Source organism: Fictibacillus tiangongensis (genome assembly GCF_048083785.1).
Classification (GTDB): Bacteria; Bacillota; Bacilli; order Bacillales; family Fictibacillaceae; genus Fictibacillus.
In genome coordinates this window covers 2,781,145-2,802,822 of the sequence record NZ_CP182294.1, presented here as the reverse complement: position 1 = coordinate 2,802,822, position 21,678 = coordinate 2,781,145, and the positions used below count along the sequence as shown (strand labels likewise).

The 21,678-nt window shown below is 41.2% G+C and carries 16 protein-coding genes and 1 other annotated feature; of the genes, 15 read left to right on the top strand and 1 reads right to left on the bottom strand.

Features of this window, described 5'->3' with window-relative positions; translation table 11 throughout:
- Positions 1–24: 24 nt before the first annotated feature.
- The 15 genes from ilvD to yihA all read left to right on the top strand — a co-directional run bounded on the left by ilvD (position 25) and on the right by yihA (position 20,835).
- Positions 25–1,692: a dihydroxy-acid dehydratase gene (gene ilvD, locus ACNJYY_RS15030; protein WP_328082833.1), complete on the top strand. Its 1,668-nt coding sequence runs from the start codon at positions 25–27 to the stop codon at positions 1,690–1,692.
- A 3-nt stretch (positions 1,693–1,695) separates the two neighbouring features.
- Positions 1,696–1,960 (top strand) — a binding site (T-box leader).
- A gap of 177 nt (positions 1,961–2,137) precedes the next feature.
- The gene (ilvB, locus tag ACNJYY_RS15025; protein ID WP_416729118.1) at positions 2,138–3,856 is read left to right on the top strand and encodes an acetolactate synthase large subunit; all 1,719 of its coding nucleotides are present in this window, start codon (positions 2,138–2,140) and stop codon (positions 3,854–3,856) included.
- Positions 3,853–4,371, top strand: coding sequence for an acetolactate synthase small subunit (gene ilvN / locus ACNJYY_RS15020; RefSeq protein ID WP_066396617.1), 519 nt, complete (start codon positions 3,853–3,855; stop codon positions 4,369–4,371). The genes ilvB and ilvN overlap by 4 nt, the downstream gene beginning before the upstream one ends.
- Before the next feature lie 15 nt (positions 4,372–4,386).
- The gene (gene ilvC / locus ACNJYY_RS15015; RefSeq protein ID WP_144698753.1) at positions 4,387–5,412 is read left to right on the top strand and encodes a ketol-acid reductoisomerase; all 1,026 of its coding nucleotides are present in this window, start codon (positions 4,387–4,389) and stop codon (positions 5,410–5,412) included.
- The gene (locus ACNJYY_RS15010) at positions 5,399–6,940 is read left to right on the top strand and encodes a 2-isopropylmalate synthase (RefSeq protein WP_416729117.1); all 1,542 of its coding nucleotides are present in this window, start codon (positions 5,399–5,401) and stop codon (positions 6,938–6,940) included. Before ilvC ends, ACNJYY_RS15010 begins: the two co-directional genes overlap by 14 nt.
- A gap of 18 nt (positions 6,941–6,958) precedes the next feature.
- Positions 6,959–8,053 carry a 3-isopropylmalate dehydrogenase gene (leuB, locus tag ACNJYY_RS15005; protein ID WP_416729116.1) on the top strand — a complete coding sequence of 365 codons (1,095 nt, stop codon included), beginning with the start codon at positions 6,959–6,961 and terminating at the stop codon, positions 8,051–8,053.
- Between the two features lie 14 nt (positions 8,054–8,067).
- The gene (gene leuC / locus ACNJYY_RS15000; protein WP_416729115.1) at positions 8,068–9,504 is read left to right on the top strand and encodes a 3-isopropylmalate dehydratase large subunit; all 1,437 of its coding nucleotides are present in this window, start codon (positions 8,068–8,070) and stop codon (positions 9,502–9,504) included.
- Complete coding sequence (leuD, locus tag ACNJYY_RS14995; protein WP_416729114.1) at positions 9,491–10,084, top strand: 3-isopropylmalate dehydratase small subunit; 594 nt, start codon at positions 9,491–9,493, stop codon at positions 10,082–10,084. Before leuC ends, leuD begins: the two co-directional genes overlap by 14 nt.
- 43 nt (positions 10,085–10,127) lie before the next feature.
- Complete coding sequence (gene ilvA / locus ACNJYY_RS14990) at positions 10,128–11,081, top strand: threonine ammonia-lyase (protein ID WP_416729113.1); 954 nt, start codon at positions 10,128–10,130, stop codon at positions 11,079–11,081.
- A gap of 156 nt (positions 11,082–11,237) precedes the next feature.
- On the top strand, positions 11,238–12,257 hold the full coding sequence (locus ACNJYY_RS14985; protein WP_416729112.1) for a hypothetical protein: 1,020 nt from the start codon (positions 11,238–11,240) through the stop codon (positions 12,255–12,257).
- Positions 12,258–12,363: 106 nt separating this feature from the next.
- Positions 12,364–13,656, top strand: coding sequence for a trigger factor (gene tig, locus ACNJYY_RS14980; protein ID WP_416729111.1), 1,293 nt, complete (start codon positions 12,364–12,366; stop codon positions 13,654–13,656).
- Between the two features lie 333 nt (positions 13,657–13,989).
- A complete protein-coding gene (gene clpX / locus ACNJYY_RS14975; RefSeq protein WP_416729110.1) occupies positions 13,990–15,264 on the top strand; it encodes an ATP-dependent protease ATP-binding subunit ClpX in 1,275 nt (424 codons plus the stop codon).
- Between the two features lie 807 nt (positions 15,265–16,071).
- Positions 16,072–17,739: an ATP-dependent protease LonB gene (lonB, locus tag ACNJYY_RS14970; protein ID WP_416729109.1), complete on the top strand. Its 1,668-nt coding sequence runs from the start codon at positions 16,072–16,074 to the stop codon at positions 17,737–17,739.
- Between the two features lie 193 nt (positions 17,740–17,932).
- On the top strand, positions 17,933–20,251 hold the full coding sequence (gene lon / locus ACNJYY_RS14965) for an endopeptidase La (protein ID WP_416729108.1): 2,319 nt from the start codon (positions 17,933–17,935) through the stop codon (positions 20,249–20,251).
- Positions 20,248–20,835 (top strand): ribosome biogenesis GTP-binding protein YihA/YsxC, encoded by a 588-nt coding sequence (gene yihA / locus ACNJYY_RS14960; RefSeq protein WP_416729107.1) that lies wholly within the window; start codon positions 20,248–20,250, stop codon positions 20,833–20,835. Before lon ends, yihA begins: the two co-directional genes overlap by 4 nt.
- Before the next feature lie 284 nt (positions 20,836–21,119).
- Here yihA and ACNJYY_RS14955 read toward each other — a convergent pair whose 3' ends face one another.
- Positions 21,120–21,596 (bottom strand): LiaI-LiaF-like domain-containing protein, encoded by a 477-nt coding sequence (locus ACNJYY_RS14955; RefSeq protein WP_416729106.1) that lies wholly within the window; start codon positions 21,594–21,596, stop codon positions 21,120–21,122.
- Between the last annotated feature and the right edge of the window lie 82 nt (positions 21,597–21,678).

Genomic DNA, 21,678 nt, shown 5'->3' with positions numbered 1-21,678 from the left:
AAGAAGTATAGGAGTGTTACAGATATGCGCAGTAATATGATCAAGCAAGGAATCGATAGAGCCCCGCACAGAAGTCTTCTCCACGCAGCGGGAGTTGCACCAGAGGATATGGATAAACCTTTTATCGGTGTTTGTAATTCCTATGTTGATATTATTCCGGGGCATATGCATCTAAACAAAGTAGGTGAATGGGTAAAGGAAGCCATTAGAGAAGCTGGTGGAATTCCATTCGAGTTTAATACGATCGGCGTAGATGATGGAATTGCCATGGGTCATATCGGTATGAGGTATTCACTTCCGAGTCGAGAAGTCATTGCTGATGCAGCAGAAACAGTGATTAACGCCCATTGGTTCGACGGTGTGTTCTACATACCTAACTGCGACAAGATCACACCTGGTATGTTAATGGCAGCTGTAAGGACGAATGTTCCTGCAGTATTTGTTTCAGGTGGCCCGATGGAAGCCGGAAAGTCTATGGCCGGTAAATCCCTCTCCCTTGCCTCGGTATTTGAAGGAGTAGGTTCTCACTTAGCTGGAAAGATGACGAGAGAAGAACTATTAGAACTTGAAACGAGCGCTTGCCCGACTTGTGGATCATGCTCAGGGATGTTTACAGCCAACAGCATGAATTCCATCATGGAGATGCTAGGAATTACACTGCCGGGTAACGGAACGATCGTTGCTACCTCAGACGAAAGAAGAGAACTGATCAAAGAGGCTGCAACGTCACTTATGGATCTAGTGAAAAACAATATAAAACCTAGAGATATTATAACGAAAGAAGCGATTGATGACGCCTTTGCATTGGACATGGCGATGGGCGGCTCGACGAATACCGTTCTTCATATGCTTGCCATCGCAAATGAAGCTGAGATTGATTATGACTTATCCTCAATCAACGAGATCGCAGAACGCATTCCATATTTATCAAAGATTAGTCCGGCTTCGGATTATTCTATGCAGGATGTTCACAGAGCCGGCGGTGTGAGTGCAATCATCAATGAACTCTGTAGAATGGAAGGGGCCATCCATAACGATCGGTTAACGATAAGTGGAGAAACGTTAGAGCACCGAGTCCGCCATGCGGAAATTTTAGATGATGATGTTATTCGTAGAAAAGATAACGCATATTCACCAGTAGGCGGTTTATCTATACTTTATGGAAACATTGCACCAGATGGCTGTGTGATCAAAGTAGGTGCTGTTGATCCTTCAATAAAAACATTTCAAGGCGAGGCTATCGTCTATGAATCTCAAGAAGAAGCGATTGAAGGCATCAATAATGGTGAAGTAAGAGAAGGGCATGTCGTTGTCATTCGATATGAAGGCCCGAAGGGTGGACCAGGTATGCCGGAGATGCTTTCTCCCACTTCAGCTATCGCTGGAAGAGGATTGAGTACGAAAGTAGCACTAATTACGGATGGCAGATTCTCTGGGGCGTCTCGAGGCATCTCGATCGGTCACATATCGCCAGAAGCGGCACAAGGCGGACCGATCGCGTTCGTAAACAATGGTGATCCAATCTTAATTGATCTAGTAAATAGAACAATTCATGTTTTATTAACAGAAGAAGACTTAAAAGAACGAAAAGAAGGCTGGGTGAAACCCGAACCAAAGATTAAAAAAGGTTACCTCGCGCGCTATGCGGCGCTCGTAACTTCAGCTAACACTGGAGGAATCTTGAAAATTTAAAACAATAAAACGATGACGGAGAACAATGGTAGATGTGGGATACGCAGAGAGCCGGTGGTTGCTGTGAACCGGTTATCCCTAATACCAGGACATCCCTCCTGAGTGTCCTTTTGAACGTTTTTTAGTAGGAAGGGCCAAGCGATAAGACCATTATTTATCGCTTGTTATCAAATGACGATTATTTCGTCTTGAGGCAGTTCTTGCGTAAATGTGCATGAACTGTGAATAAGGGTGGTACCGTGGAAAAGAAAACTTTTTCACCCCTTTGGATAGGATTGACCTGTCCATTTGGGTGGAGAAGTTTTTTTATTTTTTTTAGACGTTGTTGCCCACGCCCCGCGGAAAGCGAGCAACCTGTAACGGTTATCAATTCTTTTTAAGAGCAACAACTGATTCACGAAAAGTCTTTATTAAATAAAGGTTCGAAGTTAAAGGAGGAATGAAAATGAAGGCCAGTTGGGTGGCTGAGAAAAAATCAGTCGAAACTTCATTAGTCTCTGGTGCTGAACTATTTATTCAAGGGTTGCAGGATGAGAAAGTTGAAGTTCTGTTTGGTTATCCTGGAGGAGCTGTACTTCCAATCTATGATGCCCTCTACAAATCAGAGATGAAGCATGTTCTAACGAGACATGAACAAGGAGCGATTCATGCTGCTCAAGGTTATGCAAGAGTAACAGGAAAACCGGGCGTGGTGTTAGCGACTTCAGGGCCAGGTGCAACCAACCTTGTTACAGGTATCGCAGATGCGATGATCGATTCTATTCCTCTTGTAATCTTCACGGGTCAGGTAGCAACGACAGTGATTGGAACGGATGCTTTCCAAGAAGCGGACATCGTCGGGATCACAATGCCGATCACAAAACATAATTATCAAGTCCAACGGGCAGAAGACCTGCCAAGAATTATGAAAGAAGCCTTTCATATTGCGAACACTGGAAGAAAAGGACCTGTTTTAATCGATATACCGAAAGATGTTGCCGTTAAAACAGCTGAAGTTAGAGAGGTTGCGGGTATCAATCTTCCTGGTTACCAACCAACATTAAAACCCAATATTCTTCAAGTGAAAAGATTGAACGAAGCATTATTGCAAGCGAAAAGACCTGTCCTCTTAACAGGTGCGGGGGTACTGGCGGCAGGTGCTGAAAAAGAGTTAGTCGCATTCGCGGAATATCACCAGATACCGGTTGCTCAAACCCTTTTAGGCCTTGGGGGATTTCCTGCTGAACACCCGCTTTGCTTGGGTATGGCAGGAATGCATGGAACGTACGCGAGCAACATGGCACTTTATGACTGCGATCTGTTAATAGGTGTTGGGGCTAGGTTTGATGACAGGTTGACTGGTAATCTTGATCATTTTGCAAAAAAAGCAGTGGTTGCACATATCGATATTGATCCAGCTGAGATCGGAAAAAATGTTCCAACTGAGATTCCTATTGTGGGGTGTGCGAAAGAAACACTTTCAGCATTAAACCAGACAAGAGGCGATAAAGGAGACTATAACGAGTGGGTGATCCAACTCACGAAGCACAAGACTGAATTTCCTCTTACGTATAAGACAGATACATCAGAATTGAAGCCGCAAAAATTAATGCAGATACTTCATGATGTTACGAAAGGAGAGGCCATTGTTTCAACTGATGTAGGCCAGCATCAAATGTGGGCAGCACAATACTATACGTTTTTAGAATCGAACAGATGGATAACGTCTGGAGGACTTGGAACGATGGGATTTGGATTTCCTGCAGCGATCGGAGCGAAAGTTGGAAAGCCGGAGCTCCCGGTAATAGCAGTTGTTGGAGATGGCGGGTTTCAGATGACTCTTCAAGAACTCGGAGTTCTCCAAGATTGGGAGCTTCCAGTCATCGTAGTTATTGTGAACAATAAATCACTTGGGATGGTTAGACAATGGCAGGAAATATTTTATGAAAAACGATTCTCTCACTCTCTGCTTGATATCCAACCTGACTTCATCAAGCTAGCATCAGCCTACGGAATTGATGGAAAACGAGCTGAAACAGAAAGTGATGTAAGAGAAGCTCTGACACTAGCTCTTGCGTCCAAAAAACCATTTGTTCTCGATTGTGTTGTTACTCCTGATGAGAATGTCTATCCGATGATCGCTCCAGGAAAAGGACTACATGAAATGATTGGAGTGAGAGGATGAGACGGATCATTTCAGCGACGGTTCTAAACGAAAGTGGAGTATTGAATCGTTTGACCGGATTGCTGACAAAACGCCAGTTCAACATAGAGAACATTACCGTTGGACATACAGAGGATCCAGCCGTTTCAAAAGTAACACTAACGGTTTGGGTTGAAGATGATCGTAAAGCAGAACAACTTGTAAAACAGCTTCATAAGCAGATTAATATTTTAAAAGTTCGTGATCTGACAAACATGGCTCTTGTCTCTAGAGAACTTGCGCTCATCAAAGTTCTCACAACGCCTGATACACGCAGCGAGATCAAAATGCTGATCGAGCCATTTCGAGCGACCGTCCTTGATGTTTCACTCGAAAACGTAACGCTTGAAGTGACGGGAGACGGTGAAAAGATCGATGCGTTGATCGAACTGCTCCGCCCATATGGGATCAAAGAGATTTCAAGAACAGGTGTTACAGCCATACCTCGCGGAACACAAAAGAAAGTACTTGAGCTTCACCCCTATTCTATTATGTAAAGGAGAATGATGATAATGGCAAAAGTATATTACGAAAACGATCTTTCTAACGATGTATTAAAGAATAAGAAGGTAGCGGTAGTAGGTTATGGTTCTCAAGGGCATGCTCATGCTTTAAATCTAAAGGATAGCGGCTATGATGTTGTAGTTGGTGTTCGGGAGGGACGTTCTTTTGACGAAGCAGTTAAAGATGGATTTGAAGTATATCCTGTTCGTGAAGCGGCTAGGCTTGCGGAAGTCGTAATGGTTCTATTACCAGATGAGAGGCAGCCAGAAGTTTACAGAAATGAAATTCTACCTGAACTTTCTCCGGGTAATGCACTCGTTTTTGCTCATGGATTCAACGTTCACTATCATCAAGTGGTACCACCTCAAGATGTGGATGTATTCTTAGTTGCTCCTAAAGGTCCAGGTCATCTTGTTCGTCGTACATTTGAATCAGGTGAAGGAGTTCCAGCACTTTTCGCGGTATACCAAGATGCTACAGGTACTGCTAGAGAAACGGCGCTTAGCTATGCTAAAGGAATTGGTTCTGCTAGAGCTGGAGTGCTAGAAACGACTTTCCAAGAAGAAACGGAAACAGACCTTTTTGGTGAACAGGCCGTATTATGTGGTGGGTTATCTTCACTCGTGAAAGCTGGATTTGAAACGCTGACAGAGGCAGGATATCAGCCGGAAGTTGCCTACTTTGAATGTTTACACGAATTAAAATTGATTGTTGACCTCATGTATGAAGGTGGTCTAGAGGGAATGAGGTATTCAATCTCAGATACTGCACAGTGGGGAGATTTTCAATCAGGACCACGTGTCATAGATGAAAGAGTGAAAGAATCAATGAAATCCGTTCTGAAAGATGTTCAATCCGGAGAGTTTGCTAAAGGTTGGATCTTGGAGAACCAAGCGAATAGACCGGTGTTCCATGTGGTGAACAACCAAGAGAAGAACCATCCTATTGAAAAGGTAGGGAGGGAACTTCGAGCAATGATGCCGTTCGTAAAATCAAAACAAAAAAAGGAGGCCGTTGCTAGTGCGAAAAATTGAAATCTTTGACACGACTTTGCGTGATGGAGAACAAACAGCAGGAGTCAATCTTAACACAGCTGAAAAACTTGAGATCGCTAAAAGACTAGAAATGCTAGGGGTCGATGTCATGGAAGCAGGCTTTCCAGCAGCTTCCAAGGGTGATCTTGAGGCTGTAAAAAAGGTAGCATCGATTGTTAAGAATTCAACCGTAACAGCTTTGGCGCGATCAAACATTTCAGACATCGACCATGCATGGGAAGCTCTGAAAGATTCTGCTGAACCAAGACTGCACGTCTTTCTAGCAACATCGCCCATTCATATGACATACAAGTTAAAGAAAACACCTGACCAAGTCGTTGAGACGGCGGTTGGTGCAGTTAAATATGCACGACAAAAGTTTCCTGTCGTGCAATGGTCTGCAGAAGATGCATGTCGTTCGGATCTCATATTTTTATCGCGCATTGTAGAAAAGGTAATCGATGCTGGTGCAACAGTCATTAACATACCAGATACGGTTGGTTTTACGAATCCCGAGGAATACGGAAAGATCTTTCGCTATTTGTTAAACCATGTACCTAACATTGATAAAGCTATTCTCTCTGCACATTGCCACGATGATTTAGGGATGGCTGTTGCTAATTCTTTATCAGCGATCGAGCATGGAGCGAACCAGGTTGAATGTACGATCAACGGAATCGGTGAAAGAGCAGGAAATGCCTCGTTAGAAGAGATAGCAGTAGCATTGGCGATTCGTGAAGATTTTTATCAAGCGAAAACTCGTTTAAAGCTAAATGAGATCAGCCGTACGAGTCAGCTTGTAAGCAGGCTAACGGGAATTGCTGTACCGCCGAACAAGGCTGTGGTTGGGAAGAATGCTTTTGCCCACGAATCAGGAATACATCAAGACGGTGTGTTAAAAGAAAAGTCGACATACGAGATCATCACACCTGAGCTTGTTGGGGTTCCTTCTAACCAACTTGTCCTCGGAAAACATTCTGGGCGTCACGCATTCAAAGATTATTTGCATAAGTTAGGTTTTCATCCAGATGAGAACAAGGTTAAAGTTCTTTTTGAAGATTTTAAACAACTAGCTGATAAGAAAAAAGAGATGACAGAAGAAGATATCTTCGCTCTACTCATTGATCATAAAATACAACCTGAAGTGCCGTTATATCAATTGAAAGATATTCAAGTGAACTATGGTACAAATCAGATTCCTACTGCGACGTTAAGACTGTTAACTCCAGATGGAAAACTGATTCAAGATGCTGCAACAGGTTCAGGTAGTGTCGAAGCCATCTACAATACGCTTGGAAAAATGCTTCCTTCTTCAATCACACTGAATGATTATCGAATTCAATCGGTGGGTGCAGGGCGTGATGCTCTTGCTCAAGTGTTTGTTCAGATCGATAGTGATGGTCATGAGATTAACGGAAGCGGAACGGCACAAGATGTTTTGGAAGCATCAGCTAAAGCCTATGTTCACGCCTATAATAAGCTTCAGCTTCATGATGAAAAGAAGAGCTATCAAGCAATGAGTATTTAAATTTAGGAGGGATGTTAGATGAAAAAGAGAATAGCAGTTTTACCAGGAGACGGGATCGGTCCAGAAGTGATCAAAGGTGCTCTGCAAGTGTTAGACGGTGTAGCAACGCGGTTTGGTCATGAATTTGAGACGATTGAACAAGTATTTGGAGGTGCTGCTATTGATCAGGAAGGTAATCCGCTTCCAGATACCACACTAAAAACTTGCAATGACAGTGATGCTGTTCTGCTAGGAGCGGTTGGTGGACCTAAATGGGATCAAGGGAAGGTACGGCCGGAACAAGGGTTACTCGCTTTGCGAAAAGCGATGAACGTGTTTGCGAACGTAAGACCTGTTCACGTTTATCCTGGTCTTGAACATCTATCACCTCTTAAATCGAATAAGGTAAAAGGTGCTGACTTTGTATTTGTTCGCGAACTGACCGGTGGAATTTATTTTTCAGAGCCGAAAGAACGGAATGAGAAACGTGCGGTAGATACAATGTCGTATACGCGAGATGAGATAACGAGAATCGTTGAAAAAGCATATGAGTTAGCTTCTTCTCGCAGAAGAAAAGTAACATCTGTTGATAAAGCAAACGTTCTTGAAACGAGTAAATTGTGGAGAGAAGTCGTAGAGGATGTAGCTAAAAAGTATCCAAACATCGAAACAGAACATTTGCTGGTAGATTATGCTGCCATGAGGATGATCAGTAATCCTACGAGTTTTGATGTGGTTGTTACTGAAAATATGTTTGGAGATATTTTGTCTGACGAAGCTTCTGTACTTACAGGCTCGTTAGGAATGATGCCTTCAGCTTCTCTTAGTGAAAACGGTCCTGGTCTATTTGAGCCTATTCATGGATCAGCACCTGATATCGCTGGAAGCGGTAAAGCAAATCCAATCGGTATGATCCTAAGTGTCGCTATGATGCTTCGTCATTCGTTCCAACTTGAAAAAGAAGCAGAAGCTGTAGAACTTGCCGTTTTCGAAACGCTGCAGGCAGGTTATCGTACAGGAGATATTTATGAAGATAGTGGTACTTTAGTATCTACGAAAGAAATGGTCAATCAAATTCATTTTAGAATGTTGGAAGATTCAACAAGTGCGACTCTTCTAGAGGTTTATGTGTAGGGAGGTAGATTTCGGTGAGTAAAACAATAATTGATAAACTTTGGGACCGTCATATTGTCGTAAAAGAAGAAAATAAACCAGATCTTCTCTACATTGATCTGCACCTCATTCATGAAGTGACATCACCTCAAGCGTTTGCTGGTTTAAGAGAAAAAAATAGAACAGTCAGAAGGCCGGATCTTTGTTTTGCCACTATGGATCATAACATTCCAACGATCGATCGGTTCAATATTAAAGACGAAACATCACGTTTACAAGTTCAAACACTTGAAAAAAACTGCGAGGAATTCGGCATCCAACTTGAGGGATTAAACTCCGAACAACAAGGAATCGTTCACGTTATTGGACCGGAACTTGGGTTGACACTGCCGGGAAAAACGATCGTCTGTGGAGATAGTCACACCTCCACGCATGGTGCTTTCGGCGCCCTCTCTTTTGGGATCGGAACAAGCGAGGTTGAACACGTTCTTGCTACACAAACGCTGTGGCAGAATAAACCAAAACAGATGAACGTTAAGATTGAAGGTGAGTTAGGATTTGGTGTTACAGCAAAAGACGTCATCCTATGGTTTATAGCGAAATTTGGAACGAATGTAGGTACAGGTTATATTATTGAGTTTTCTGGGAGCACGGTTAGAAACTTTTCGATGGAAGAACGAATGACGCTTTGTAATATGTCGATAGAGGCAGGAGCGAAAGCATCGGTTGTTTCGCCAGATGAAGTTACTTTTTCATATATATCAGGTAAGCGCTATGCTCCAAAGAATCAAGAATTTCTTGATAGTTGTAAGAGATGGAGTGAGCTTGCGAGTGATGAGAATGCAAGGTTTGATCAAACGATCGAGATTGATGCTTCAGAGATCGAACCCATGGTCACATGGGGAACAACGCCATCCATGTGTTTGCCGATCAGCGGAATGATTCCTGCAGAGGAAAATTCTTCTTCTATAGAAGAGAAGCAATCGTTACGAAATGCTCTCTATTACATGGGCTTTAAAGGACATGAAAAGATAGAAGATATCTCTGTACAGCATGTGTTTATTGGATCTTGTACGAATTCAAGACTAAGTGACCTTCTTCAAGCTTCTAAAGTTGTTGAAGGCAAAAAAGTACATCCAGAAGTTCGGGCGATCGTAGTTCCAGGTTCACAAGCTGTAAAAAAAGAAGCAGAGATCCTAGGATTGCATCAGATTTTTTTAGATGCAGGATTTGAATGGCGTGAGTCAGGTTGTTCGATGTGTTTAGGTATGAATGATGATATTGTTCCAGAAGGGGAGAGATGTGCTTCTACCTCAAACCGTAACTTTGCTGGCAGACAAGGGAAAGGTGCAAGAACACACCTTGTAAGCCCCATCATGGCAGCGGCAGCGGCTTTAAAAGGAAAATTCACTGATGTTCGTTCTATACTTCCTAAAACAGAACAGGAGGTAGATCATTATGCCGGGGTTTAAAACACATTCAGGCAGTGCTGCAATTCTAGACAGAAATCATGTTGACACAGATCAGATCATTCCGAAGCAATTTTTAAAAAAAATTGATAAAGCAGGTTACGGTGAGTATTTGTTCTTTGACTGGAGATACCACTCTGATGGTACAGAAAATGAAGATTTTGAACTTAACTCAAAAGAAACAAAAGATGCTAGCATATTAGTTACAGGAAAAAACTTTGGTTGTGGGTCCTCAAGAGAGCACGCGCCTTGGGCATTGAAGGATTATGGTTTCCAAGTAATCATCGCTGAAAGCTTTGCGGACATCTTCTTTAACAATTGTGTAAAAAACGGCATCTTGCCGATTCGGCTCTCAAAAGAAGAGATTCAAAACTTACAGAGTGAAAGCTCTAAAATCCTCATACGAACGTTAAGAGTAGACCTTGAGCAACAACTAGTAGAAAACGAAACGGGAGAGGTATTCCGCTTTGAATTTGATCCGTACTGGAAAAAGATGCTTCTTAACGGATGGGACGAAATATCTGTAACTCTTCAACAAGAAGCTCAAATAAAAAAATATGAAGATGAAAGGATTGTGAACTGACAATGGGGATTTAACAATCACAGCGGAACGTTTATTTCACGCTTTGGAGGAAGTCTCAAAAATTGCACACCGTACGCCGCTTAAACAATCATCAACTCTTAACAAGTGGACGGGTGGAAAGGTGTATATGAAGCTTGAGAACCTACAGAAGACCGGTTCGTTCAAATTGCGAGGAGCTTATTACAAAGTTTCCACATTAAACGAACTAGACGGTGCAAGAGGTGTCATCGCTGCGTCAGCAGGAAACCATGCACAAGGTTTGGCGCTTTCATGTTCAATGCGTGGAATAAATTCTAAGATCTTCATGCCGGAAAATGCACCCCTTTCCAAGATCGATGCAGTAAGATCGTATGGAGCAGATATTGTTTTAGAAGGTGACAATTATCAGGCGGCTTATGAAGCAGCAAAAAGAGAAGAAGATAAAAGCGGGGGAGTTTTTGTTCACCCTTTCGACGATTACGATGTGATCGCTGGACAAAGTACCGTTGCTCTCGAGATGCTTCAGCAAAAACCTGAATTAAAAACGATTGTTGTACCTGTAGGGGGCGGAGGTCTATTGGCTGGGATCGCATTAGCGGTTAAGTCGATCAGACCTGATGTCAGAGTAGTTGGCGTGCAATCGGCGAATGCTAGTGCGGTCTATCAAGCCTTCACAGGGACCACAAGAAAAACGTTAACTCGCTGTACATCGATCGCAGATGGAATTGCGGTTGTTAAGCCCGGAGAGATCACCGTTCCTGTGATTTCAAAATATGTGGATGAGATGGTCACTGTGACCGAGGAACAAATTGCATACGCGATGATGTTTATGCTTGAGCGGGAAAAGGTGGTGGTAGAGGGAGCTGGAGCTGCCAGTTTAGCGGCAGTGATGTTCCACAGCCGTCTCGCGTTGGACCAAAAAGTAGGCCTTATCATTAGTGGTGGTAATGTAGATCCCGTTAAATGGTCATTATATAAAGGGATGGCTGATAAGGTGAACTTAAAAAGAATTAGTTAATTATTGGGCTTGCTCAGAAGGCGAAACTTTTGAGTAAGTTTTTTTGTGTATAGACATAAGTTAAAGAAATCAGGGTTCTAACTTCCTGGCTACCTTGAGTTCATCTGGCGAACCTGCTATTCTTTAGTCAAACATTAATGGAAGCGGAGAGTTGTGATGACTAACGAAAAGAACAACAAAAACAATATCGTTCGGTTTCCTAACTTAAATGGGCGTCTTTTAGAAAAAGGAATGGATTCGTTAAAAAGTAAAAAATACGATGAGTCTTTATCATGTTTTGAACAATTGCTTCAAGCAGATCCAATGCACGCACAAGGTAATCTAGGACTTGTCTTAAGTTTGGTTGAACTAGGACGTTTGCACGAAGCCAAACAAAGATGTGACCGTATGCTTAAAGAAGGAATAGGAGAATATTACGACGTACTTCAAATTTACTTAAGTATATTAGTTCAGTTATCTGAATACATAACCGTTGTTTCCGTGATCGAAGCCGTTCTTGAAGAACAAAAGATCCCTGCTGACAAAGCAGAAACGTTTTATCAGCTCCTCCAGTTCAGCCGAAAAGTTATTGAACAAGAAGGTGTGCCAGAAGTGAAGAGAGATCCTGAACTTCCAACAGCACCTCCAGCAAATCCTGACTTTCAAGCGCTAAAAGAGATGCTTTCAAGTGATCAGGCAGATCTTCAATGGATGGCTGTGCAACAGTTAAAACGCCTTGGTCCAGATTTGATCGTTCCGATGTTTGAGTCGTTTTTAATTGATGAAAAAAAACATCCGGCTGTAAAAAGCTTAATCCTGCAATACTTTAAAGAAAACAAAGTAGATAAAATTGTAAAGATAGAGAAATACGGACAATTGACTGAAGTGGACATCGCAAACCTAACGGATTTAAATGAGAATCGTTTTTATAATGAAGTAAAATCTTTGATCAAAGATGAACTTGAGCAAGAGAATCCATCTCTACTCGAGATCGCACTCGCCGTGTGGAAGGATTATTCACTCGCACTATATCCTTTCTCACCGACTCCAGAAAATAAGATCCTATGGTTCGAGGCCACTGTTATGGCGGCAAGTATTCTCTGTGGAATGGAAGAAGACATGGATCTTGAAGATGATGAATTAAAGAAAGCAGTGAAGGTTCTCGTCGAATTGGAAAGATTTTATATGCAGACTTAATGAGAAAGTGATGTAACTTGTTGAAATACAGAACGTCTATGCTATAATGGAATGGTTGTAATCTATATGATAGTTATGGAAATACCGATGTTGGAGGGAACATTTAATGACTGCTAAATGGGAAAAGTTAGAAGGTAATCAAGGTGTCTTAACGGTAGAAGTTGAGGCAACTGAAGTAGATACAGCGCTTGACCAAGCGTTCAAAAAAGTTGTAAAACAAGTAAACGTACCAGGATTCCGTAAAGGGAAAATGCCGCGCAGACTTTTTGAACAACGTTTTGGAGTAGAGTCTCTTTACCAAGAAGCTCTAGATATCCTATTGCCAAAAGCATATGGTGACGCTGTACAAGAAGCTGGTATCGAGCCAGTAGATCGTCCAGAAGTTGACATCGAAAAAATGGAGCAAGGAAGCAACCTTGTTTTCACAGCTAAAGTAATCGTTAAACCAGAAGTAAAACTTGGTGATTACAAAGGTCTTGAAGTTGAGAAGACTGAAACTGAAGTTACAGATGAAGATGTTCAAAACGAACTTACTTCGCTACAAGAACAACAAGCTGAACTTGTTGTTAAAGAAGAAGGTACAGTTGAGAATGGTGATACTGTAAACATCGATTTCGAAGGATTCGTTGATGGCGAAGCTTTCGAAGGCGGAAAAGCTGAGAACTACTCTCTTGAAATCGGATCTGGATCTTTCATCCCTGGTTTTGAAGAGCAATTAGTTGGTGAAAAAGCTGGTGCGGAAAAAGAAGTTAACGTTAACTTCCCTGAAGAGTACCATGCTGAAGAACTAGCTGGTAAGCCTGCTGTTTTCAAAGTAAGCATCCACGACATCAAAGCTAAACAACTTCCAGAGCTTAATGACGAGTTCGCTAAAGAAGCTGAAGGCGATGCTGAAACTCTAGAAGATCTTAAAAAAGAACTTCGCACAAAGCTTGAAGAGAGCAAAAAGCAAGAAGCTGAAAACAAAACTCGTGAAACAGTAATCGAAAAAGCTTCTGAGAATGCAGAAATCGATATTCCTGAAGCAATGGTAAACACTGAGCTTGACCGTATGGTTCAAGAATTTGGCCAACGCCTTCAAATGCAAGGTATGAACCTTGACCTTTACTACCAGTTCTCTGGTACAAGCGAAGAGGCACTTCGTGAGCAAATGAAAGAAGATGCTGGGAAACGCGTTCGTACTAACCTAGTACTTGAAGCGATCGTAGAAGCTGAAAACATCGAAGTTTCTGAAGAAGAAATCGATGCTGAACTTAGTAAGATGGCTGAAATGTACCAGATGGAAGTAGATCAAATTAAACAAATGCTTGCTATGCAAGGTGGAAATGATGCAGTAGCAGCTGACTTGAAAGTACGTAAAGCAATCGACTTTCTTGTGGAAAACAGCAAAACTGCTTAATTCTATAATAACTAAATAAGTTCATAAATCTTAGCAAGGCGCGATCCTTATGTATCGTGCCTTGTTTTGCCATACATATTAAATTTCTATTAAAATACACATCCTATCTGAAAAATAGGTTTTAAATCTTGTGGTATTGTTCATACTTATATAGAGCGTTACCATACATATTATTAAGCGTTATTATTTCCGTTTTAATATGGAAGTGTGATACAATCCATTATAATCAACGGAATGCTTAAGTCGTAGAAAAGATAATCAGACTTTCCTTCAGAATATATCTGGAAATTAGTCAAGCGTTTCATCCATATTCTCGTTTTAGGGGTGATATCATTGTTTAAATTTAATGATGAAAAAGGGCAATTGAAATGTTCTTTCTGTGGTAAAACACAAGATCAAGTAAGAAAACTGGTTGCTGGACCAGGTGTATATATTTGTGATGAATGTATCGAACTCTGTACTGAAATCGTCGAAGAAGAATTAGGTACAGAAGAGGATGTAGAACTAAAGGAAGTACCAAAACCAGTAGAAATCCGTAAAATTCTTGACGAGTATGTAATAGGTCAAGGTCAGGCTAAGAAATCCCTTTCTGTAGCCGTTTACAATCATTATAAACGTATAAATTCAACTCAAAAATCTGATGAAGTTGAACTAGCGAAAAGTAATATTGCGATGATCGGACCAACAGGAAGTGGTAAGACGCTACTAGCTCAAACGTTGGCTCGTATTTTAAACGTACCTTTTGCTATTGCAGATGCTACATCTTTAACTGAAGCTGGATATGTTGGTGAGGATGTAGAGAACATTCTTCTTAAATTGATTCAGTCTGCTGATTATGATGTAGAAAAAGCGGAAAAGGGTATTATCTATATCGATGAAATCGATAAGATTGCACGTAAATCGGAAAACCCTTCTATTACAAGAGATGTTTCTGGTGAAGGCGTTCAACAAGCTCTTCTTAAAATCCTTGAAGGTACAGTAGCTAGCGTACCGCCACAAGGAGGAAGAAAGCATCCTCACCAAGAGTTCATCCAAATTGATACAACAAACATTCTGTTCATTTGTGGTGGAGCCTTTGATGGTATCGAACAAATCATCAAACGCCGACTTGGTAAGAAAGTGATCGGATTCAGTTCAGAAACGAAACAAGCTGATTTAAAAGCAGGAGAATACTTGTCTAAAGTTCTTCCTGAAGATTTACTTCGCTTTGGTTTGATTCCAGAATTTATCGGGCGTTTACCGGTTATCTCAAACCTAAATCCTCTTGATGAGGAAGCGTTGATCGAAATCTTAACTAAGCCAAAGAACGCACTAGTAAAACAATATCAAAAGTTATTGGATATTGATGGTGTCGAGCTAGAATTTACCGATGAAGCTCTTCGAGAAATTTCTGCTCAAGCTATTGAACGTAAAACAGGAGCGCGTGGACTTCGTTCGATCATCGAGGGAGTTATGCTTGACGTAATGTTTGAGCTGCCTTCTCGTGAAGATGTTGTTAAATGTATCGTAACGAAAGATACAATCTCTGATAAGGTACCACCAACTCTTGAGTTAGAAGACGGTACGGTTATTGAACAATCAAAAGAAACGCCAAAAGAGAGTGCTTAATTTTGAGACCAGCTTATGCTGGTCTTTTTTGTTTGGGCTAAACCAATTTAAAAGCAGTTATCTTTTCTAAAGGCTGCTTTCATCAGCTTTGTCGCTCCAGGAAGTGTTGATTTCCGTTCCAGGCTGCTCGCTTTCCACGGGGCAGGCGGTGAGCCACATTCGTACGTTTCACTTTTAAGTGTCTCACCTGCCCACCTGTCCCGTAGGAGTCTCGCACCTTTCACTCCAATCAACTGTCAAAGGAGAACAAGGATTTAAAGAAACAATCTTTTAGAAATGAGCGTTTCTAAAGGTTATTTTCTAATTAAAATGTTTTGTTAAGTGGAAGGCGAGTTGGCAAGCGAGATACTAATAGGGAGAATATTTTAAAGTGGTTATCTGCTTGCCTCCTTGAAATGTCAGTAATCTGGAGTTAGGAGTAACACTCTTTTAAAAAGCTTCTATGAATTCGATAAACAGTCTTTTTAAAAAAGATTGTGAAGCGGTCAGGTGGAGACTCCTAACGGCACAAAGTGGCAGTACGAAAAGTGGAAGTGACTCGTTGAGCCCCGACAAGCAAAAGGTAAATGGGCGAGGACGGCGCACTTTGCCTTCTTGCCCGTTTATCTTTTGACCTCGAGGGGCTAGTCACTGCAACTAGACAGGAGGACACCACGCCCCATGGGAAGCGAGCAAGTGTGAGCGGAAATCAACTACTTTCAAATTATCAGTGTATGTGAAATGGTCTTTTTAAAGGTTGACCGTTTAGTTCACCACCTCCTCGGAGATACTATGATTATCACTACATAGGTACCGGGAGGAAAAACAATGAACTGGACTGGCATAGCTTTACTTATTCAATTATTCTTCGGAATTATTATCGGGCTATATTTTTGGAACTTACTGCGTAACCAACGTTCTCAAAAAGTGAGTGTGGATAAAGAATCAAGAAAAGAGATGGAACAGTTAAGAAGAATGCGTTCGATCTCTCTATCAGAACCTCTGTCTGAACGTGTTCGACCAGGGAAATTCGAAGATATCATCGGACAAGAAGATGGAATAAAAGCATTGAAAGCCGCTTTGTGCGGGCCGAACCCGCAACATGTTATCGTCTACGGTCCTCCAGGAGTTGGGAAGACTGCTGCAGCACGATTAGTATTAGAAGAAGCGAAACGAAATCAAACATCACCATTTCGTTCTACGGCTGTCTTTGTAGAACTTGATGCTACGACAGCTCGTTTTGATGAACGAGGAATCGCCGATCCTTTGATTGGTTCAGTTCATGATCCAATCTACCAGGGTGCTGGAGCTATGGGACAAGCAGGCATTCCTCAGCCAAAACAAGGAGCTGTTACGAATGCACATGGCGGCGTTCTTTTTATTGATGAGATCGGTGAACTTCATCCGATCCAGATGAACAAATTATTAAAAGTATTAGAAGATCGTAAGGTTTTTTTAGAAAGTGCCTATTATTCGGAAGAGAACGCCAATATACCGCATCATATTCATGATATCTTCCAAAATGGTCTGCCAGCAGATTTCCGAATGATCGGTGCAACTACTCGTATGCCAGAAGAGATACCGCCTGCAATTCGATCTAGATGTTTAGAAGTGTTCTTTAGAGAGTTGCAGCCAGCTGAAATCGAACAGATCGCTAAAAGAGCGGCAGATAAGATTCAGTTAGGAATTGATGATGAATCATTGTCATATATGGCCCAATATGCTAGAAACGGCCGTGAAGCTGTAAATATGATTCAAATTGCAGCAGGTCTTGCCATTACAGAACAGCGTAAAAACATTACAAAGAGTGATGTAGAGTGGGTAACCCATTCAAGTAGAATGGCTCCACGACCTGAAAGAAAAATTGGTACGAAACCAAAAATAGGCCTAGTGAATGGTCTTGCTGTATATGGTCCAACAAGCGGAGCGCTGCTAGAGATCGAGACGACCGTATTACCTGCAAAAAAACAAGGTTCTATTACGATCACAGGTATAGCAGAAGAAGAGAGTATCGGAAATCAATCTAAGTCAATAAGAAGAAAAAGTATGGCAAAAGGTTCAGTGGAGAACGTTATTACTGTTCTTCGATACATGGGAGTAGATGCATCCATGTTTGATATTCACGTTAACTTTCCCGGTGGAGGTCCAGTAGATGGTCCATCAGCAGGTATAGCGATCGCCTCTTCCATCTATTCAGCCATTCACAATATTAAAATTGATCACGAAATTGCAATGACTGGAGAGATCAGTATCCATGGTAAGGTGAAACCAGTTGGTGGTGTCATGGCGAAGATCCTTGCTGCAAAAGATGCCGGTGCAAAGCGTGTGCTAATACCTTTTGAGAACAACCAAAAGATTTTTGATACGATTGAAGATGTAGAAATCATTCCAGTAAAAAAGCTTTCAGAAGTGTTTCAACACGCATTTTTAGATGAAAGTGAAGAGCAATCGGTCCCTGCATCTGCTGCCTTAAACTCCCCTCCTTCTTCTGTATAAGGAGAAGAAGGGAGTTTCTTTTTGTTCGGAAATTAGGCCGATAAAAATTTTATAACAGCCAAGGAGAACGTTTTGTTAAGAGTTTTCTAACAATCCGAAGCTTACATTAGACAAATTTAAGCATTATCGGTAGAATTGTACAAAGACTAAGCATATAATAAATGATTACATAGCAGTTTTGGAGGTGTTTTTAATGGGGGAAAAACGAGTTCTTCCGCTCCTCCCTCTTCGCGGATTGTTGGTCTATCCAACAATGGTACTTCATTTAGATGTAGGAAGAGAAAAATCGATTCAGGCTCTTGAAAAAGTGATGCTTGATGACCAGATGATCTTTCTATCCACTCAAAAAGAAGTTTCTATTGAAGATCCAGCACAAGAGGAAATTTATCATGTAGGAACGTTGTCAAAAGTAAATCAGATGCTCAAACTGCCTAATGGCACGATCAGAGTTCTTGTTGAAGGTATTAAACGCGGAGAAATTACTTCGTTTACGGACGAAAAGACCCATGTTGAAGTAGAAGTGGAACTAACGGATGATATTGAAGTGAAAGAAGCCGAAACGGAAGCTCTTATGAGAGCTGTTCTGGCTCAATTCGAACAATACATAAACTTATCTAAAAAAGTAACACCTGAAACACTTGCTTCAGTTCAAGATATTACTGAACCTGGACGTTTGGCTGATGTTATTTCTTCACATCTTTCTTTAAAGATTAAAGAAAAACAAAAAATTCTAGAGATTTTTGATGTGAAAGAAAGACTTGAACACTTACTGGACCTTTTAAACAATGAAAAAGAAGTGTTAGGTCTAGAAAAGAAAATCGGTCAGCGCGTTAAAAAAGCGATGGAAAAAACGCAGAAAGAATATTATCTGCGCGAACAGATGAAAGCCATCCAAAAAGAACTTGGTGATAAAGAAGGCAAAGTTGGTGAAGTAAGTACGCTCAAAGAACGTATTGAATCATCTGATATGCCTGAGACTGTAATGGAGCTTGCAAAAAAAGAACTCGATCGATATGAAAAGATGCCGAATTCTTCAGCTGAAAGCTCTGTAATCAGAACATATATCGAGTGGCTTGTTAATCTGCCTTGGAAGCAAGAGACAATTGATAATCTGGATATTCCACATGCAGAAACAGTTCTTAATGAGGATCATTATGGTCTAGAAAAAGTGAAGGACAGAGTATTAGAATATCTGGCAGTTCAAAAGCTGACTAATTCACTAAAAGGACCTATTCTTTGTTTAGTTGGACCACCTGGTGTAGGTAAAACATCATTAGCAAGATCGATCGCTCGTGCCATCGGCAGAAATTTTGTAAGAATTTCTCTAGGTGGTGTAAGAGACGAAGCTGAAATCAGAGGACATCGAAGAACATATGTGGGTGCGATGCCTGGCCGTTTGATTCAAGGGATGAAGAAAGCGGGTACGATTAATCCCGTGTTCTTGCTTGATGAGATTGATAAGATGTCAAGTGATTTTAGAGGTGATCCTTCCTCTGCGATGCTTGAAGTGCTTGATCCCGAACAGAACAGCACGTTCAGCGATCACTATATCGAAGAGCCATATGATCTTTCTAAAGTCATGTTTGTAACGACAGCCAACTCTCTATCAACGATCCCAGGGCCATTGTTAGATAGAATGGAAGTTATTTCGATCGCTGGTTATACAGAGGTTGAAAAGCTGCATATCTCGAAGAATCACTTGATACCCAAACAGCTGAAAGAACATGGACTAAAGAAAAGCCAGATACAGTTTAAAGATGATTCTATCTTAAAGCTGGTTCGTAACTATACACGCGAAGCGGGTGTGCGTAATCTTGAGCGTCAGATTGCAGGATTATGCAGAAAAGCTGCAAAACAAATTGTTTCAGCTGAAAAGAAAAAAGTTATCCTTTCTGCTAAAAACCTTGAAGATTATCTAGGTAAATCGCGTTTCCGTTATGGTCAGGCAGAACTTGAAGACCAAATTGGTGCAGCGACGGGATTAGCTTATACGACAGCAGGCGGAGATACTCTTTCTATTGAGGTAGCCTTATCTCCAGGTAAGGGCAAACTGATCTTAACCGGTAAGTTAGGTGATGTTATGAAAGAATCTGCTCAAGCTGCATTAAGCTACGTTCGCACGAAAGTGGAAGAGTTGGGTATCGACCATGATTTCTACGAGAAAACAGATATTCATATACATGTTCCTGAAGGAGCAACCCCTAAGGATGGCCCTTCAGCAGGAATAACGATTGCTACAGCGTTAGTATCAGCACTAACGAAAAAGCCAGTTAGAAAAGATGTAGGGATGACCGGAGAGATCACATTGCGTGGACGAGTATTGCCAATTGGTGGTTTGAAAGAAAAATCATTAAGTGCGCACCGAGCAGGGATCAAAACAATCATCCTTCCGAAAGAAAACGAGAAAGACATTGAGGATATTCCGCAATCTGTAAAAGAGGGATTATCTTTTATAACCGTATCTCATTTAGATGAGGTATTAAAAGTTGCATTAGCAGGTGATAGAAAGTGAAAGTAAATACAGCAGAAATCGTAATTTCAGCAGTCGGACCTAAGCAATATCCGGAAGGCAACCTTCCGGAGATCGCTCTTGCCGGCCGCTCGAATGTAGGGAAATCGTCTTTTATCAATAAGATGATTCATCGCAAGAATTTAGCACGGACGTCTTCAAAACCTGGGAAAACACAAACGTTAAACTTCTATATTCTAAATGAAAGTTTTTATTTTGTGGATGTACCAGGTTACGGATTTGCTAAAGTTTCAAAAACAGAAAGAGAAGCATGGGGCAAGATGATCGAACAGTATCTTGTTGAACGAGATCAGTTAAAAGCAGTTGTTCAGCTTGTAGACCTAAGACATGCTCCTTCAAAAGATGATGTCCTCATGTATGACTGGTTAAAATATCATGAGCTTCCTGTTATCGTGGTGGCAACGAAAAGTGATAAGATTCCAAAAGGAAAATGGGACAAGCACAAGAAAGTAGTCAAAGAAACCTTAAACCTGGATCCAAACGATAAGATCGTTCTCTTCTCATCTGAAACCGGACACGGAAAAGATGAAGCGTGGGGCGTACTGAATTCTTATCTTACTAAATAATGACTTTTAACCTTTCAGCATAAGACTGCAATAATAAGAGGTTTTCATTTTTAGTTGCTTAAATGGTTTTCTTTTCCTCTCCTATGCAAGTTGATTGTAGCGCAAGGTTGCCGACTCCTATGGGACGAGCGGTCAGGTGGAGACTCCTAAGGGCGCGAAGCGGCAGGAGGCTCACCGTTCGCCCCATGGAAAGCGTGCAACCTGGAGCGGAAATCAACTACTTTTAAAAGTACTTAACATAAAAACCCTCTATGTTTTTTATAAACATAGAGGGTTTTGTGTTTCTATTTCTTTTTAAAGAACATAAGGTAAGCCCCGATGACCATTAAAATAATAGGCCAAAAATCTTCCGCTTTCACAAATATATTTTCTACAGAAGGGGTATTACTCTTAAAGAATAGCAACCAGAGAGCCAAAAGTGATAACAATAAGCCAGGGATAAGCCCTTCTTTTGTTTTTCGATACTGAATCAGAAAGGATATACCCGCAAGTAAAATGATTACTTGAAGCGGTTCTGGCCATGTCGCAACTTTTCCAGCTGCATGAAAATGTACGCCCAATCCGGTTAAAAAAACACCTGAAAAAATACTTGAAGAATCTTTTCCGGAACCCGTTTGGAAAAGAAGAGCTATACCGATGATGATTAGTATACTCGGCCAAGTCAAATACGGTTGTAGCAGTTCAATATTCATTCTATTTGCAAGATAGAATAATCCAATTCCGAGTAAAATGATGCCGCTGAATGTGTTTCTTTGTTTCATAATGCCTCCATCTTAAACGTAAACCTTTGCTAAATTGGTCGATTTTTGTTATTTTTAATATTGGTGCTAAGTTTTAGTAATT